Annotated in this window: 13 protein-coding genes; 5 read left to right on the forward strand and 8 right to left on the reverse strand. The window is 40.4% G+C overall.

Annotation, left to right across the window (positions count from 1 at the left end; genetic code table 11):
• Positions 1-121 precede the first annotated feature (121 nt).
• Positions 122-886: a hypothetical protein gene (locus BM073_RS00945; protein ID WP_091649015.1), complete on the reverse strand. Its 765-nt coding sequence runs from the start codon at positions 884-886 to the stop codon at positions 122-124.
• Positions 887-1,008: 122 nt separating this feature from the next.
• Here BM073_RS00945 and pgi point away from each other — a divergent pair, with 122 nt between their 5' ends.
• Complete coding sequence (gene pgi / locus BM073_RS00950; protein WP_091649018.1) at positions 1,009-2,655, forward strand: glucose-6-phosphate isomerase; 1,647 nt, start codon at positions 1,009-1,011, stop codon at positions 2,653-2,655.
• Positions 2,656-2,819: 164 nt separating this feature from the next.
• Here pgi and BM073_RS00955 read toward each other — a convergent pair whose 3' ends face one another.
• The 4 genes from BM073_RS00955 to recQ all read right to left on the reverse strand — a co-directional run bounded on the left by BM073_RS00955 (position 2,820) and on the right by recQ (position 8,224).
• Complete coding sequence (locus tag BM073_RS00955; protein ID WP_091649021.1) at positions 2,820-3,278, reverse strand: gliding motility lipoprotein GldH; 459 nt, start codon at positions 3,276-3,278, stop codon at positions 2,820-2,822.
• The gene (gene ricT, locus BM073_RS00960; protein WP_091649664.1) at positions 3,271-4,614 is read right to left on the reverse strand and encodes a regulatory iron-sulfur-containing complex subunit RicT; all 1,344 of its coding nucleotides are present in this window, start codon (positions 4,612-4,614) and stop codon (positions 3,271-3,273) included. Before ricT ends, BM073_RS00955 begins: the two co-directional genes overlap by 8 nt.
• 125 nt (positions 4,615-4,739) lie before the next feature.
• The gene (gene purD, locus BM073_RS00965; RefSeq protein ID WP_091649024.1) at positions 4,740-6,029 is read right to left on the reverse strand and encodes a phosphoribosylamine--glycine ligase; all 1,290 of its coding nucleotides are present in this window, start codon (positions 6,027-6,029) and stop codon (positions 4,740-4,742) included.
• A 14-nt stretch (positions 6,030-6,043) separates the two neighbouring features.
• The gene (recQ, locus tag BM073_RS00970) at positions 6,044-8,224 is read right to left on the reverse strand and encodes a DNA helicase RecQ (RefSeq protein WP_091649667.1); all 2,181 of its coding nucleotides are present in this window, start codon (positions 8,222-8,224) and stop codon (positions 6,044-6,046) included.
• A gap of 95 nt (positions 8,225-8,319) precedes the next feature.
• Between recQ and BM073_RS00975 the strand changes: the two genes are divergently transcribed.
• Both BM073_RS00975 and BM073_RS00980 read left to right on the forward strand, forming a co-directional pair.
• The gene (locus BM073_RS00975) at positions 8,320-9,288 is read left to right on the forward strand and encodes a KpsF/GutQ family sugar-phosphate isomerase (protein WP_091649027.1); all 969 of its coding nucleotides are present in this window, start codon (positions 8,320-8,322) and stop codon (positions 9,286-9,288) included.
• Positions 9,289-9,295: 7 nt separating this feature from the next.
• On the forward strand, positions 9,296-10,372 hold the full coding sequence (locus BM073_RS00980; protein ID WP_091649032.1) for a mannose-1-phosphate guanylyltransferase: 1,077 nt from the start codon (positions 9,296-9,298) through the stop codon (positions 10,370-10,372).
• A 12-nt stretch (positions 10,373-10,384) separates the two neighbouring features.
• Here BM073_RS00980 and rlmB read toward each other — a convergent pair whose 3' ends face one another.
• Both rlmB and BM073_RS00990 read right to left on the reverse strand, forming a co-directional pair.
• On the reverse strand, positions 10,385-11,161 hold the full coding sequence (gene rlmB, locus BM073_RS00985) for a 23S rRNA (guanosine(2251)-2'-O)-methyltransferase RlmB (RefSeq protein ID WP_091649035.1): 777 nt from the start codon (positions 11,159-11,161) through the stop codon (positions 10,385-10,387).
• A complete protein-coding gene (locus BM073_RS00990; RefSeq protein ID WP_091649037.1) occupies positions 11,134-12,369 on the reverse strand; it encodes a GWxTD domain-containing protein in 1,236 nt (411 codons plus the stop codon). The genes rlmB and BM073_RS00990 overlap by 28 nt, the downstream gene beginning before the upstream one ends.
• A 60-nt stretch (positions 12,370-12,429) precedes the next feature.
• Between BM073_RS00990 and BM073_RS00995 the strand changes: the two genes are divergently transcribed.
• Entirely contained in the window at positions 12,430-13,206 is a 777-nt protein-coding gene (locus BM073_RS00995) for a class I SAM-dependent methyltransferase (protein ID WP_091649038.1), read from the forward strand.
• Between the two features lie 37 nt (positions 13,207-13,243).
• Here the strand turns inward: BM073_RS00995 and BM073_RS01000 are convergent, their stop codons facing one another.
• A complete protein-coding gene (locus tag BM073_RS01000; protein ID WP_091649041.1) occupies positions 13,244-16,231 on the reverse strand; it encodes a glycosyltransferase family 117 protein in 2,988 nt (995 codons plus the stop codon).
• A 162-nt stretch (positions 16,232-16,393) separates the two neighbouring features.
• On the opposite strand from BM073_RS01000, the gene trxA reads away from it, so the two are divergent.
• Positions 16,394-16,714, forward strand: a complete 321-nt coding sequence (gene trxA, locus BM073_RS01005) for a thioredoxin (RefSeq protein ID WP_091649042.1) — start codon at positions 16,394-16,396, stop codon at positions 16,712-16,714.
• Positions 16,715-16,794: the final 80 nt, after the last annotated feature.

The raw sequence follows: 16,794 nt of genomic DNA on the forward strand, positions 1-16,794 counted from the left end.
AGAAACCTATCAAACTCTGGCGAGTGTCGAAATTTCCTGATACCTAAAAGGAAATTTCGACTTCGCTCAGTAGGTATTGGTGCTTCTGAGTCAGATTAAATTATTTAGGCCGAAGACTAATTTAACGGATAAACTGAAGTGGGATATAGAGCCATTTTTCAATTGGATTTCCAAAAGGGTCAAGGGCGGGCAGATAATTATCACCCCATTTTAAGATGAGTTCTAAGGCTTTCTGCTCAAAATAATCCTCCACTTGGTGAGGGTTTGCAACTTCAATTTCTTTTCTATTGCCATTCTCATCAATTAAAACCGCTATTAAGGCATATTGAAAATCCTCTTTGATTCTCATCCCGTTTACCTTGAAATTGCGGTTGAAAAATTTACCCCATTCTTCTTTTGAAGCATTCAATTGAGGAGTGAAATTGTTTTTCTCCAATTGCTGAGGTGAATTTTCCCCATTTCGTATTACCCTGTAATTTCCGTTTCCTTCATAAATTGATTGAGCGACTTGTTTTCCATCGAAATAATAAGTTGTGATAGAAAGTTGATTTTCTAAGTTTTGGATATGGAGTGAAACCAAATCTCCAAGGCTGTCATATTCTTGAACAGTTTTTTCTCGATAACCTCCTTCAGAATTAAATCCGATAGTTTCCTTTTTGATTATACGGTTTGATAAATCGTAATACCGGATGATTTTCAGACTATCGCTTAACTCGGTGCTGATTTTCAAAAATGCGACGTTAACTGAATCTTCTGGGGCTATATTGATAAAATGCCGATTTAATGGCTCGATTGATCTTGTTTGAGCCTGAACAGCAGGAGCGATTATTAATAAGCTGCTTATTAGGAGAAAAGGCTGAAAATAAATAGAAATTTTAAAAAGCATGAGTAGATTTTGAATACTAAACATCTAAGTAAAAAGGTTTTTCTCTTGAAGCAAAATCCAAGCAGTTCTTTTCCTATCGGGGATTAATCTTAATTTTGTTCCTCATTCCTAAAAACCTATACATGAAGGCAATCAACCCAACCTCCACTTCAGCTTGGGGGAGACTACTTGACTTAGCTACCAAATACAAAACACTGCAGATCCAATCTCTTTTTGAGGAAAAGGGGCGCTTTGATAGATATAGTATTTCTTTGGAAGATATCCTTGTTGATTTTTCAAAAAACCGCGTAAATAATGAAATCAGAAGCGCTTTATTGGATTTAGCGAAAGAAACTGAGCTTCGTCAGGCGATCGAGTCTATGTTTGGCGGGCAACCAATCAATGAAACTGAAAATAGGGCTGTTTTGCATACTGCCTTGAGAAATCGTTCCAATAGAGCTGTGATTGTAGATGGCAAAGATGTTATGCCAGATGTAAATGCTGTTCTGGAAAAAATGAAATCCTTTGCTGATAAGGTGAATCAGGGCAAATGGCTAGGCTACACAGGGAAACCCATCACAAGCTTGATTAATATAGGAATCGGAGGATCTGATTTAGGTCCTGTGATGGTTACAGAGGCTTTAAAGCCATACCAAGCCGAAAACCTTGAAATCTTTTTTGTATCCAATGTGGATGGAACTCACATTGCCGAAACTTTGAAAAAAGTTGATCCGGAAACTACCCTATTCTTCATCGCTTCCAAGACCTTTACGACTCAGGAAACCATGACCAATGCGCATTCTGCAAGGAATTGGTTTTTGGATCATGCCAAAGACGAGTCAGCTGTTGCGAAGCATTTTGTGGCTCTATCTACCAACCTCAAAGGAGTTGAGGCCTTCGGAATTGACCCCGCCAATATGTTTGAGTTTTGGGATTGGGTAGGAGGAAGGTACTCACTGTGGTCTGCCATCGGTCTGCCTATTGCCTGCGCTATTGGATTTGAAAATTTTGAAAAGTTACTTTCCGGAGCTTATGCCATGGATGAGCATTTCCGAACATCTGATTTTGATCAAAATATTCCGGTGCTTTTAGCCTTAATAGGCATTTGGAATACCAATTTCTTGGGAGCGGCATCTGAGGCTATTTTGCCTTATGATCAATATTTACATCGCTTTGCAGCATACTTCCAGCAAGGCAATATGGAAAGCAATGGAAAATATGTGTCAAGATCAGGTGAGAAAGTTAATTATTCTACTGGTCCGATCATTTGGGGAGAGCCAGGAACCAACGGTCAGCATGCTTTCTATCAACTCATCCATCAAGGAACTCAGTTGATCCCTTGTGACTTCATAGCTCCGGCTATATCACATAATCCTCTTGGAGATCACCATCCCAAACTGCTATCTAATTTCTTCGCCCAAACCGAGGCCTTAATGAAAGGGAAGTCTTTGGAAGAAGTAAGAAGTGAAATGAATAAGGCGGGGAAATCTGTGGAGGAAATTGATAAAATTGCCCCTCATAGAGTATTCGAAGGAAATAGGCCTACCAACTCTATTTTGGTTAAGCAAATCACTCCATATACCCTCGGAATGCTGATTGCCATGTACGAGCATAAGATCTTTGTTCAGGGGGCGATTTGGAACATTTTCAGTTTTGATCAATGGGGGGTTGAGCTTGGAAAAGTGCTGGCAAATGGAATTCTTCCGGAATTACAAAATGAAGAAGAAATCAATTCTCACGATGGATCAACCAATGGCTTGATCAATGCCTATAAAAAAATGAGAAGTTAAAAAAATGAGGCTGTCTCAGAATAAGCCCTATTGTCAGCCTGAGCGCCTGCCTGACGCAGGCAGGGAGTCGAAGGCCATTTCTATCGTTTTGGCCTACATTTCGATCCCGTACAGTTGTCGGGACGCTCAATGTGACAAATTTCACTTTTGAGCCAGCCTCATTTTTATTTTAAAATTTTGATTCCTGCAGACTCAATCCCAGGTAAATTTTCCTGACGCATATATTGTAGCAAGACGATTGATTGTGTTCCTTCCTTCAATTGGAAAGGCATGGTATCAAACTTAGTATAAGTGCTCCCAAATCCAGTTCCCAATGGTTCGCCTGACTTGGAATCAAATAAGGGAATATTGATTAGGCGATTTTCTGTAATCTGACCGGTAGAATCCTTGGAAATCACCCTCATATAAAAGTTAGAGAAAGGGTAGTTTTCTGTAAACCGGATTCCAATAATTGGTTTTTTGTCCTGAATAGGTAAATCTCCGATTACAAAACTTAAGCTATCATATTGATTCCAGCCTGAAGTTTCATTGACAGAAATGTAATCTTCATATAGTCTGTCTCCAGAGCAGGAATACAGACAGAGGGATAAACCGAGAAAACAAAGAATTCGCAAGCTATTCATTACCCGAGTTGTTGTTTGGATTTTGGTTTTTTCTAGGTGGAAAGCGTCTCTTATTTTCTTTTTTTGCAGGCCCTTGCTGGTTATTACCTCCTTGATTATCCGGCTTAGCTTGTGGATTAGCAGGATTTGGAGCCTGATTTTGTGGATTTCTAGGCTTCTTTCTATTCTTATTTCTTCTCTTTCTATTTTCCGGATTTCCCCCATCTTGCTTAGGACCAGCCTCAGGATTTCTAGGTCCTTTGTTCCTGTTCTCCCTGTTTTCTGAAGCTGGTCTTGGACTTGCTGCCTGGGGACTATTGGAAGTTTGCTGTTCTCTGCTTCTATTTCTAGGTTTTTTCTTCTTTTTCTTCTTAGCAAATTTCTTATCCAGCAACTCTAGCTCTCTGGTAGATTGAGCTGCCAAATCTTCCAATTCAGAGGATTCATTGTGTTGCAAATTGAAAACCTTGACGCCTTTTGCATTGAGTTCCTGAATTTCTTTTACCCTTTCACAAGTGATACTGTGCCAATCATTATCATTATTGTAACTGAACCACATCAACTTCCTGAAAATATCTGTTTTCTGAAGTTTGGCGATTCCAGCTTCAGTTTGAAGGGGCTTGTCTACCTCAGGGATATCCTTAATGGCATCCATATAGGTATCCAATTCATAGTTTAAGCAGCATTTCAATCTTCCACATTGGCCGCTTAACTTACTTGGGTTCAAAGAGAGATTTTGATATCTGGCGGCAGAGGTACTGACGTTCTTGAAGTCAACAAGCCAAGTAGAGCAGCAAAGCTCTCTACCACAAACTCCAATTCCTCCCAATCTGCCAGCCTCTTGTCTCAGGCTGATCTGCCTCATTTCTACCCGGATTCTGAACTCACCCGCCAGAACTTTGATCAGTTCACGGAAGTCCACCCGTTCATCGGCGGAGTAATAAAAGGTGGCCTTAGAATTATCCGCCTGATATTCTACATCAGACATTTTCATCTTAAGCCCTAATTCCTCCACAATTTGTCTACATCTGTATAAGGTGGGAATTTCTCGGTTTTTGGCTTCCTCCCATTTTTCAATGTCCTTCTGGTTTGCAATCCGATAAATTCTCAGGATATTATCATCATCCCGAACTTTCCTTTTTTGCATTTGAAGGCGAACCAACTCCCCTTGCAGGGAAACATAGCCAATATGATGTCCGCTGGGCACATCTACTACCACAGGATCTCCTGTTGTCAAGCTTAAGTAGTCTACATTTCGAAAGTATTCCTTTCTACCGCCTTTAAACTTAACCTCAACAATATCAAAATTATCAACTTGAGGAATTCCCATATGGCTTAGCCAATCAAAGGAATTCATTTTATTACAATCGCTCGTTCCGCAGGTGCCGTTGTTTTGACAGCCTCCGGTACCTCCAGTGGAGGTGGAGCAGCTACTACATCCAGACATATATCTATAAAGGCTTTCGCCCTGAATTTTTGGGTTTATTTAATCAATTTGAGAATATCCTGACCAATATCCTTACGGTGGTAGGCCTTATTCCATTTGATTTGATTAACGGCGGCATAAGAGTTTTTTAGAGCCGTTTCCAAATCTTTTCCTCTCCCAGTCACAGCTAATACTCTTCCACCTTGATTTACTAATTTGCCTTCTGAGTTGCTGGAAGTTCCCGCATGAAAAATCGTAGCCCCTTCAACTGAAGTAGGAAGAGAAATTTCAAATCCTTTTTCGTAAGAACCCGGATATCCTCCGCTTACCATCACAACGGTTGTAGCATAATCAGGAGAAATAGAAAGCTCATAATCCTTCAGGTTACCCGTTCCAATGGCCCAAAGTAACTCAAGAAAATCGCTTTCAATTCGTGGTAAAACCGCTTCGGTCTCTGGATCACCCATCCGCACATTGTATTCAATCACATATGGATTTCCATTATTATTCATCAAGCCAATGAATAAAAACCCTTTGTAAGGAATATCTTCTGCTGCAAGACCGGCGACAGTTGGCTGAACGATCAGCTCTTCCACCTTATCCATGAAAGCTTTATCTGCGAAAACAACAGGAGTAACAGCTCCCATGCCACCGGTATTCAGACCAGTATCACCTTCCCCAATTCTCTTGTAATCTTTTGCCTCAGGTAATATTTTATAACTTTTGCCATCCGTGGCAACAAAGACCGAAAGCTCTATTCCTGTCAGGAATTCTTCAATCACTACTTTGGAAGAGGCTTCGCCAAATTTTTGATCCTGAAGCATTTCCTTCAAAGAAGCCTTAGCATCTTCTAATGTCTCACAAATCAATACACCTTTACCGGCTGCTAGACCATCGGCTTTGATTACGATCGGAAGACTTTGCTTTTCTAAATATGCTAAACCTTCTTCCAACTGATGAACGGAAAAGGTTTCATAGGCAGCTGTAGGGATATTATTCCGCTGCATAAAGCGCTTGGAAAAATCCTTACTACCTTCTAAAGTCGCACCTAATTGGGGAGGTCCGACTACAGGAATTGTTTTGGTCTCATCGAAGGAAAGAAGATAATCTACCAAACCCTCCACTAAAGGAGCTTCTGGTCCGACTACCACCAAATCAATCTTTTTATCAAGGATAGCAGCCTTAATCGCTTCAAAGTCTGTAACGCCTATGGAAAGGTTGATTGCTATTTCAGAAGTCCCGGCATTACCCGGTGCAACATAAAGCTGACTGCATTTTGGGCTTTGTACTATTTTCCAAGCAAAGGCATGTTCGCGGCCTCCGCTACCCAATAGAAGTATATTCATTGAATTAATTCAGTTTAATTGGCATGCTCTGAGATAAACTTGATTCGATAAACACGGAGTTCGTCTTCTGCAAAATCCTCATCTTCAAGTTCGTCAAGCGCTGCCTTTATACTATCGTTTTCCGCATTCATAAAGTAATCATGAAGAATATCTTCTCTTTCCTCATCCATGATGTGATGAATGTAGTAATCGATATTTAGTTTAGTTCCGCTATAGATGATTTGCTCTATTTCCTGAAGCAACTCACCCATACTCATATTCAAATTTTCTGCGATTTCATCCAGATCAATCTTGCGGTCGATTTGCTGGATTATTGAAATCTTCACTTTTGATCTTGTTCCCGAGGATTTGACAACAACATCTGAAGCTGTTTCGATTTCATTTTCCTCCACATAGGAAGCGATCAATTTCAGAAAAGATGACCCAAATTTAGCCACTTTTCCCATTCCTACCCCGTTGATTTGAGCTAATTCCTCTCGGGTGGTTGGATAAACCGTTGCCATTTCCTCCAAAGATGGATCTTGGAAAATCACATAGGGAGGGAGGTTTTTCTGTCGGGCTACTTTTTTTCGCTCGGCTTTAAGTAACTCAAAAAGTTTTTCATCATAAGCTACTCCACCTGAGGAAACCTCAACCTCCGGTTGTTCATTTTCCAGCTCTTTTTCGAAATCGTGATCGTTATGCAGCTGTACTGAGTAAGGCTCATTCAGAAATTCCTGGCCTTTTTTGGTCAGTTTCAGAACACCGTAATTCTCGATGTCTTTCTCCAAGAGATTCATGACCAAAGCCTGTCGGAAAACAGATGTCCAAAGCTTTTCTGTTTGGTCTTGTCCTTTTGCAAAGACTTCTAATTTGTCGTGCTTATAGCTTGTGACGTAATCTGTTTTTTCGCCTATCAGGACCTTTACCAAGTGCTCCAAACCAAATCGCTGATTGGTAAGCTTGGTAGTTTGTAAGGCCAGGGTGAGAAAATCCATTCCCTCGAAAGTTTCTCTAACGCGCTTACAGTTATCGCAGAAACCACAGTCTTCCTCCATGGTTTCTCCAAAGTAGTTGAGGATAAATTTTCTGCGACAAACTCCCGTTTCTGCATAGGCTGCCATTTCCTGAAGTAGGACTTTGGCATTTTCTCTTTCTGTAACGGCTTTATCTTTATTGAACTTATCCAGTTTCAGGATGTCCTCATATCGGTAAAACATGAGACAATGGCCTTCCAAACCATCTCTACCTGCACGGCCGGTTTCCTGATAATATCCCTCAAGAGACTTCGGTACATCGTAGTGGATGACATATCGCACGTCCGGTTTATCAATCCCCATTCCGAAAGCGATGGTTGCTACAATCACATCCAGTTCCTCATTGAGGAAATCATCTTGGTTTTTGATTCTAACGGAAGAGTCCAAGCCTGCGTGATAAGGAGCAGCGTTGATTTGATTTACTTTGAGAAGATCAGCTATTTCCTCCACCTTTTTTCGGCTAAGGCAATAGATGATACCTGATTTCCCCTTGTGGGATTTGATAAACTTGATTAGTTGTTTTTTGGACTCATTCTTTACTTTTGGCCTAACCTCATAAAATAGGTTGGTCCGGTTGAATGAGGACTTAAACAAATCCGCCTCTTCCATCTGTAAATTTCGCTGAATGTCCTGCTGAACTTTAGGCGTAGCAGTGGCAGTCAATGCGATAATTGGCAGATTGGGAGCAATCTGAGCGACAATAGATTTGATTTTTCTGTATTCCGGGCGGAAATCATGTCCCCACTCAGAAATACAATGCGCCTCATCTATTGCTACAAAACTCAGGTGAGCTTCCTTCAAAAAGGCTATGTTCTCTTCTTTGGTCAGTGACTCAGGGGCCACGTAAAGAAGTTTAGTATTTTTCTTTAATACTTCGGACTTAACCCGATTAGACTCAGACTTACTGAGCGTTGAGTTCAGAAAATAGGCATTGATTCCAATTGCATTCAATTGGTCAACCTGATTTTTCATCAAGGCAATCAGAGGAGAAATGACTATCGCGGTTCCTTCCTTCACCACAGCCGGTAATTGGTAGCACAGCGATTTGCCGGCTCCGGTTGGCATGATGACAAAAGTATTACGCTGCTTGAGCAGGTTGTCAACTATGAGTTCCTGATTCCCTCGAAAATGACTGAATCCGAATATGTGCTTAAGATCTGCTTTTACTTTTTCTTCCACTTGAACAGGGGCTTTAAGGGTACGTAAAGCTGTAAACAGGAATGATTTATTACTTTTATACCTTTGTACAAAATTAGTGATTAACACAGGTAAAATTGAATTTAGCTAAAAATATTAAAAATACAGCGGCTAGGGTCCTGCAAAATGAATCAGAGGCTATTCTTAGGCTTATTGATTATTTAGACGGGGATTTTGAGGCCTGTGTGGAAAGGATTCTGACAGGAAAAGGTCGCGTTGTCATTACTGGAATTGGTAAAAGCGCCATTATCGCCAATAAAATTGTAGCAACCTTAAATTCCACCGGAACTCCCGCAGTTTTCATGCATGCAGCAGATGCTATTCATGGGGATTTGGGCATGGTGCTGGAAGAAGATGTAGTCATCTGTATTTCCAAGAGTGGTAATACTTCAGAGATCAAAGTTTTGGTCCCCTTGTTGAAAAAGCTCGGCTCAGTGTTGGTCGCTTTGGTTAGCAATCCCAATAGTTATTTGGCAGATCATGCTGATTATGTGCTGAATGCTTCCATAGGAGAGGAGGCTTGCCCGCATAATCTTGCGCCTACTACAAGTACTACCGCTCATCTAGCTTTGGGAGATGCATTGGCCGTTTGTCTTTTGGAAGCCAGAGGATTTAGTTCAGATGATTTTGCAAAATATCATCCGGGAGGTTCCTTGGGTAAGCAGCTTTACCTGAGAGTTGATGACCTGCTTAGCTCGGAGCAGATTCCTAAAGTAAAAGAAGATGCTGGCCTTGCAGAAGTCATTGTAGAAATTTCTGGGAAAAGATTGGGAGCCACCGCTGTAACAGACGAGAATGATCAACTTTTAGGGATTATTACCGATGGAGATTTGAGAAGGATGCTTCAAAAAACACTGGATATCCAAAATCTTCAGGCAAAAGATATTATGACTCGAAATCCAAAGACTATTTCAAAGGATGAATACGCCATTCGTGCCTTGAATATGATGCGTAATCATAATATTACTCAATTAGTGGCCATGGATGGGGAAAAAATCGCAGGATTTATCCATATTCATGAATTAATGAAAGAAGGTATAGTTTAACGAATTAATGCAGGAAAAACCCTACATCATCATCATGGCGGGGGGAATTGGCACCCGCTTTTGGCCTCATAGTAGAAGAAAGAGGCCGAAGCAATTTTTGGATATTCTCGGGACTGGAAGGTCACTTCTTCAAATGACCTATGATAGATTTTTGGAAGTTGCGGACAAGGATCGATTCTTCGTGATTACCTATAAAAAGTACGTCAACCTGGTAAAAGAGCAGTTGCCGGAATTGGAAGATCATCAAATCCTAAGTGAGCCAAATAGAAAAAATACGGCTACCTGCATCGCTTATGCATGCTACAAAGTAAACTCTATAGATCCAGGAGCCAGTATGATTGTTACCCCGGCTGATCATTTGATTTTGCAGGAGGGAAAATTCGTTAAAACCATTCAGAAAGCCTTAAAAGAAGCGACTATTGAAGGAAGGCTTATTACAGTAGGAATTAAGCCTAATAGACCTGAAACCGGATATGGATATATCCAATATCTGGAATCCAAAAACTCTGAAGAGGCCCTGAAGGTCAAAACCTTTACGGAAAAACCTAATAGCAAACTGGCAAAGACATTTATAGAAAGTGGAGATTTTGTCTGGAACTCCGGAATTTTTGTCTGGAAATGCAGCAGTCTACTGAGTTCATTTCAAAAGCATATGCCTGACGTGGCAGAAATTTTTGACGAAGGCAAAGAGTTCTTCGGCAAGGATGCAGAACTTGATTTTGTGAGTAAGGCATATTTACAGGTGAAAAATATTTCCATTGATTATGGCCTGATGGAAAAATCCAGCGATGTCTACGTGATTTTGGGCGATTTCGGATGGTCTGATCTTGGGTCTTGGTACAGCCTACATGAGTTGAGAGAAAAGGATGAGCACAACAATGTGGTGGAGGCCAATGCTATGTTGTATGACACTGAAAACAGCTTTATCAAAGTGGACAGTGAAAAATTGGTTGTAGTGGAAGGACTCAAAAATTACCTAATCAATGAAACAGAGAATGTTCTTTTGATTTGTCCTTTGGATGGGGAAAAGAAGTTTAGGGACTTTGTTTCCAATGCCCGGAAAAAAGGAGAGGACTTCATTTGAAGTCCTCTTTTTTTATGCTTTTCTCTGTCTTATTGCCTCGTATATCGCTACACCGGCAGAAACTGAGACATTTAAACTTTCAATGTTTCCTGCCATAGGGATTTTGACTTTGTCATCTACGATTCCGAAAATTTCCTGAGAGATTCCATCTTCCTCTGAACCCATTACCATAGCAACAGGACTTGAAAAATCTGCCTCATACATGGATTTTTCAGTCTTTTCAGTGATGGCGATGAGACTTAAGCCCATTTTTTGTAAATCCCTGCAAGTGTAAAATAGATTTCTTACTCTCACCACGGGAAGGAAGTTTAAAGCTCCGGCTGAAGTCTTGATGGCATCTGAGTTGATCTGAGCACTTCCCTTTTCAGGGATAACTATTGCATCTACTCCCGCACATTCTGCTGTTCTGGCGATGGCTCCGAAGTTTCTCACATCAGTGATATGATCCAAGACCAAAATCAAGGGAGACTTTCCAACTGCATAACAATTATCAATCACATGGTCCAAAGAAGCATAAGCGATGGCCGATGTTTGTGCTATGACTCCCTGATGATTTTTACGGGTGATGCGGTTCAATTTAGCTTCAGGAACCCTCACCACAGGTAGGCCTGAGCCTTTGCATAGCTGAAGTAATTCCTTGATCAGGTCATTGTTCAGTTCCTTCTGAACCAATACCTTATCTAGTTCTTTGCCAGCATGGATAGCTTCCATGACTGCACGTGTTCCAAAAATAAAATCTTTGTCTTGAGCTCCTTTTTCTATTAGAAAGCCATCTTTCCGCTTCTCCATTGGGATATGTTTTTAAACCAGATCGGCTGATAGGCCCTGGATCGGTTTAAGGTGTAATAATGTGGGTTGAGAATATTTTTTACGCGGGCAAAGGTAAATCTAATTTTCGAACTCTCGTCCAATCCTTGATAGCTCCATACTTCACGGTCTAGATAAAAGTTGACTTCTTGCGGTGGACCCATGACGATATACACCATCCCTTTGTCTGTTTTCCAACCTTCTTTGAAGTCTGTGAACAAAATATTAGCAAACTCAACTTGTCTAAAATACTCCCGAATGAGTTCTTTGGCGATCTCTGGATTTCTGGTCAAATTCAACCAATATTGATCCAACGCTCTTTTTTTATCCTCCGCTATCAATAGAGATTCATGCTCCCTTCTAGTAGAAATATATGTCACCATGTCCACCATTTCATCCCAATCTTTCACTTTAGGATAAGCATCATGGGTGGTTCGGATCAAAAGGCCAGTGGACTTACTCGTATCCTGCTGGAAAAAGAAATATCCCTTTTCATCAAGTTCATGAGGAACATTGGAAAGAAAATCCCCTTTGTCTTTGACTTCTAATTCCCTTGGAACCGGTGCCGGTTTGGTTTCCATGGGTGGATAAGGTATTTCAAAATCCATAGGATAAAAGAAACTATGGATGCTAGGCCCTGCTAAGCTTTTAAATAGCAGCGCTTCACCAGCGGGTAAGTAGTTTTGATCAAAAGGAACTCCATTGGCATAGTATGCACCAAAACTGGGGTGATCAAATACAAATGGACTTTTGAGATCTATATGATAATTATATTCATCTCCCTGACGGGTGTCTAAGGCAGTGAAAAGCAAAATGGCCTGTTCTTGACTCTCAGGAATCTGGATTTCTTTCTCAAATACCCAATGCCTGTCGGTGTCATATTTCAAATCTTCAGCAATGAGAATATTTACTTCCTCAGGTTTGATTGCTGTTTGGTAGCCATCAGCCAAGGCATATGAAAAGCTGTAAGTATTAAAGTTGGGTTGATCTTCAATTTTCTCCACTATCATCTGAGCCAAAAAAGTGGAGGAACTCTTTTTTTGAGGGATGATTTTCAAAGCCAACCTTGAATATCTGGAATATCGAAGGGCTTGATTATAATCGGCTAATCTTTTCTGGGAAAATGAGGGAAGCGCACATAGAAATGCCAGTGCGAAAAAAATTGAAAGTTGAATGGTCTTTTGCTTCATTGGGTGTTATCTCTGGTTTTAAAAATTAACCTTACTTTTGCCAAAATAGTAAAATTTTACATGGCTACCTATACAACGGAAATCGCCTCGGACAAGTTGGTTAGCGATAATCCTATTCACCAACGATTATTGAAGGCATACATTGCAGCAAAACCCTGGATCAGTGGAAATCTCTTAGAAATAGGCTGTGGAGAGGGCAGAGGAGTTGAAACTTTATTGCCCATGGCTGACAGTTATGTTGGCTTGGATAAGATAGGTGAAGTGATCGCAGACTTGCAAAAGAAATTTCCCGGAGTTGATTTTAGGCAGGCAGTTATTCCCCCTTTTGAAGGATTTGAGGATGAGTCTTTTGATACAATTGTAAGCTTTCAGGTGATAGAGCATATCCAGAATGACCGGTTGTTTTTACAGGAAATTTACCGAATGCTAAAGTCTGGAGGTAAAGCCATAATTTCAACTCCTAATAATACCCATACACTTTCCAGAAATCCATGGCATATCAGAGAATATGTTCCTCAGCAACTCATTGATTTAAGTGCTGGAATATTTGACAAAGTGGAGGCAAAAGGAATTGGTGGCAATGAGAAAGTTTGGACCTATCATGAAGCCAACCGTCAATCTGTACAGAAAATCATGCGTTTTGATATTTTTGATCTCCAATACAAATTACCTACATGGATACTTCGAATGCCTTATGAAATCCTCAATAGGATGAATCGCAATAAATTGCATCAACAACAAGGTGATTCAGTAGTGCAAATCACCCATAAGGATTATCCTCTGGTGGATGATCCTAAAAAAGGGTTGGATCTCTTCTATATTCTGTGGAAAAAATAAAAATGGCCGGGATCTTTAAAATACCCGGCCATTTTTTTTAATCTCTTCGCTGCAGTCTGCTAGGACCTTGACTTTCGGTTCCCAACAAAGAGTTAAGTCTTAAACTCAATTCTTGAGCTTTATCCTGATAGCCTCTTTCCTCCAATAAAGGAATAAAGTACTTGACCATCTCAATAGAGATCATCATCTCTCTATCATAATCTCTATTTTCCGCAGTATAGTATTCTATCATGTCCAGAGATCGGTTGGAAATCTTATCGATAATATCCAGAGCTTTCTCTTCTTCTCCTACTTCAAAGAACAAAGGAACAGACTGCCCACTGGATAGATCGTATGGAATTGCTTCATTTGGCATGACTTCCAATCCATAATTCAGAAGATTAGCAGCTTTTTCCATATCATCCTGATCCAATAAGGCCATGACAATACTGTTGATGGCACTTCTATGGTTGGAGGCAAATCTTCTATATTCTTCATCCAAATAAGCATTTGGATTATTCATGCCACGGAAGGCAAACTCGTTCATGTAATTTTCATAAGCCAAATCAGCGTTGACCAATTCCTCTCTTACATAGCCAGGCTTGCGTATAGGCAGTAGACGATAGGTCAAACCTTCCATCACTACATGTTCTTCCAAGTTAACTCCAATTGTAGCCAAGGAGGTATTGTTGAAATAAATCGGGCGTTCCCAATTATTGGTAACGATCAGATCAATCAACATCATAGTTCCTTTGGTTACATAGTTTCCTTTGACCTGAAGATTAATCTGCGGAGCGAATAAAGGTTCGAATTGCTCTGGAATGATATCCTTGCTGAATACGGAGGCACTATCCACTTCCAAAATCAAATTTCTGGATGGAACCATGTTGACTTGGCTTTTTCCTCCTGTCTTCATTTTCAGAAGGTCAGAACCTGAGTTCAAAAGTTTGAGATATTCTCTCGCACTGATAGCATCCAGTCCATCTCTTTCCATGACAAATAGCACATCATTGGTTCCTTTTTGGTATCGCTCTGGAGCGAGTGAGAAAGGTAGGGCATCAGACTCATTGACCGGACGGTTCATTTGGTCCACATACCAGTCAGTATCGAAGTAACTCAATACGATGACTCTGACATCAGTTCTAAAGCCTTCCACTTCCTGCACATACCAAAGCGGGAAGGTGTCATTATCTCCACCAGTAAATAAAATCGCGTTTGGAGCACAGGAAGCCAAGAAGTTTCTTGCTGCATCCACAGAGAAATAACGTCCTTGTCTGTTATGGTCATCCCAGTTTTCTACAGCCATCAAGCCCGCAACTGGGAGGGTAATCAAGGTTGCGATTATTCCAGCAGTTGCCAGATTTTTGGTGAATTTGCCGATTCCATGAGCAATGGCTAATACTCCCATTCCAGCCCAAATAGCAAAAGCATAAAAGCTACCCACATAGATATAATCTCTTTCACGAGGCTCTACTGGTGGGGAATTCAGGTAGAGTACCAATACTACCCCCATCATCAGGAATAGCATAAGGTTGACATAAAAGGATTTAGGATCCGCTTTTGCCTGGAAAAATAATCCTATGATTCCCAGTAAGAGCGGGAGCATTAAGTAATTATTATGTGCTTTGTTTTCTGTGATGTATTCCGGGAATTTATCAGAAAATGCATCAGTGATCCCTATCCAAGGAGCATCCGTAAAGTCACTTTCTCTTCCGGAAAAATTCCACATGAAATAGCGGAAATACATATGTCCCAGCTGATGGCTGAGCATAAAGTAAATATTGTCTCCGAATGTAGGTTGTTGACCTTCTCTAAGCCCAAGTTTTTGTCTATAAATTCTTTTGTGGTTTTCCTGAGTAGAGTAAATCCTAGGCAGAATGGTTGTCTTTTCAGGGTTATAAGTGTTTTTCAACTCATAATCAGCTATCTCATATTTGTCTTTGCCTTTTCTGTATACTGGGGCTCCTTCTTCCTGATCGATTAGCTCAGCAGTAAAATATTGTCCGTGAATCAAAGGTCTATAGCCGTATTGCTCTCGCTTGAGATAAGAAACGTAGCTAATAATATCTTTTGGAGCATTTTCATTAATCACTGGATCCTGATTAGCCCGGATTACAATCAAAGCATAGGAACTATAGCCGATGAGGATAAATATTAATGAAAGCAAAATGGTATTTAACCCTGCTAGAACCTTGTTTCTAGAGTATCGATAAGCCACAAAAAGGATAGCGAAGAAGGCTAAGGAAAAGAAAATGATTCCTGAACCGAAAGGAAGACCTAGGCTATTGACAAAAAAGATCTCAGTGGAACCTGCTAAGCTAGGAAGCCCGGGTATGATAAAATTATTAATTACTACCAATGCTACACCGCCGAAAAAGAACGCAATCACAGCCCCCTTCAAATTTGGCTTTTCGTATTTTTTGAAATAGTAAATCAATGCCAAAGCCGGTAGTGTCACCAAGTTAAGCAAGTGGACCCCGATTGAAAGACCTACTAGATAGGCGATCAAAATCATCCATTTGTTCTCCTCACGAGGATCTTTGACCACATCCCACTTCAATACAGCCCAAATTACAATCGCCGTGAAAAAGGATGACATGGCATAAACTTCTGCTTCTACTGCTGAAAACCAGAAACTGTCTGAAAATGTGTAAATAAGAGAACCTACGATACCTGCACCCATCAAGCTGATGGTTTCCCCTTTAGACTCTTGACCTTCCTGTATTTTGAAAAGTTTTCTTCCAAATAGCGTAATAGACCAAAACAAGAATAAAATGGTGAAACCTGAGAATACAGCACTTCCCACATTCATCCAGTAAGCAATTTCCAGTTCGTTACCGAATGCCAAAAAGCTGAACATTCTATAAACCAGAAGGAAAAAAGGAGCTCCTGGAGGATGGGGAACCTGAAGCTTGTAGGATACAGCTATAAATTCTCCCGGATCCCAAAAACTTGCCGTCTCCTCGACGGTCAACACGTAGACCAAAGTGGCTACCAAAAAAACCACCCAGCCGGTGACATTATTGATTTGCTTGAAATTGAGCATTAATAAGGTAATTTTGACGGACGAAAATATAAAATTTATTCCCAAGTCAGGGTTTTTTAGCACTTTTTAAAAGTCTGACCTGTTTCTTCTAAGTGATAAACATTACCGACTTTGACAAAGCGGTCATTTTATCTTTGTTTAGAAATTTAAAATAGCGCTGATATGACAAGCAAACCAAAGACATTTCAGGAATTAATCAATGGAGAAACTCCTGTTTTAGTGGATTTTTTCGCTACTTGGTGTGGTCCTTGTAAAATGATGCAACCCATCTTAGAAGTTACAGCCAAGCAAGTGGGAGAAAAAGTGAAAATAATTAAAGTAGATGTGGACAAAAATCCTCTTGCAGCCAGTTCTTATCAGGTAAGAGGTGTTCCCACTTTGATCCTATTCCAAAAAGGCCAAATCCTTTGGAGGGAATCTGGAGTAGTTCCTGCCCACCAATTGACTCAAATTATTGAAAAAAATGTCACAAAAACTGCCTAAGCCAGTGTGACAAAAGTCATTTTATACCCATGATTGGATCTCTAATTTTGATCCATCATTTGAAAAAAGAACAAAAATAA

This window comes from Algoriphagus ornithinivorans, from assembly GCF_900115305.1.
GTDB classification, from domain to species: domain Bacteria; phylum Bacteroidota; class Bacteroidia; order Cytophagales; family Cyclobacteriaceae; genus Algoriphagus; species Algoriphagus ornithinivorans.

Excerpts from the sequence above, each read along its gene's own strand:
- trxA (WP_091649042.1), top strand. The coding sequence starts at position 16,394 with ATGACAAGCAAACCAAAGACATTTCAGGAATTAATCAATGGAGAAACT.
- BM073_RS00945 (WP_091649015.1), bottom strand. The coding sequence starts at position 886 with ATGCTTTTTAAAATTTCTATTTATTTTCAGCCTTTTCTCCTAATAAGC.
- rlmB (WP_091649035.1), bottom strand. The coding sequence starts at position 11,161 with ATGGAGAAGCGGAAAGATGGCTTTCTAATAGAAAAAGGAGCTCAAGAC.
- BM073_RS00995 (WP_091649038.1), top strand. The coding sequence starts at position 12,430 with ATGGCTACCTATACAACGGAAATCGCCTCGGACAAGTTGGTTAGCGAT.
- pgi (WP_091649018.1), top strand. The coding sequence starts at position 1,009 with ATGAAGGCAATCAACCCAACCTCCACTTCAGCTTGGGGGAGACTACTT.
- BM073_RS00980 (WP_091649032.1), top strand. The coding sequence starts at position 9,296 with ATGCAGGAAAAACCCTACATCATCATCATGGCGGGGGGAATTGGCACC.
- BM073_RS00955 (WP_091649021.1), bottom strand. The coding sequence starts at position 3,278 with ATGAATAGCTTGCGAATTCTTTGTTTTCTCGGTTTATCCCTCTGTCTG.
- BM073_RS01000 (WP_091649041.1), bottom strand. The coding sequence starts at position 16,231 with ATGCTCAATTTCAAGCAAATCAATAATGTCACCGGCTGGGTGGTTTTT.
- BM073_RS00990 (WP_091649037.1), bottom strand. The coding sequence starts at position 12,369 with ATGAAGCAAAAGACCATTCAACTTTCAATTTTTTTCGCACTGGCATTT.
- ricT (WP_091649664.1), bottom strand. The coding sequence starts at position 4,614 with ATGAATTCCTTTGATTGGCTAAGCCATATGGGAATTCCTCAAGTTGAT.
- purD (WP_091649024.1), bottom strand. The coding sequence starts at position 6,029 with ATGAATATACTTCTATTGGGTAGCGGAGGCCGCGAACATGCCTTTGCT.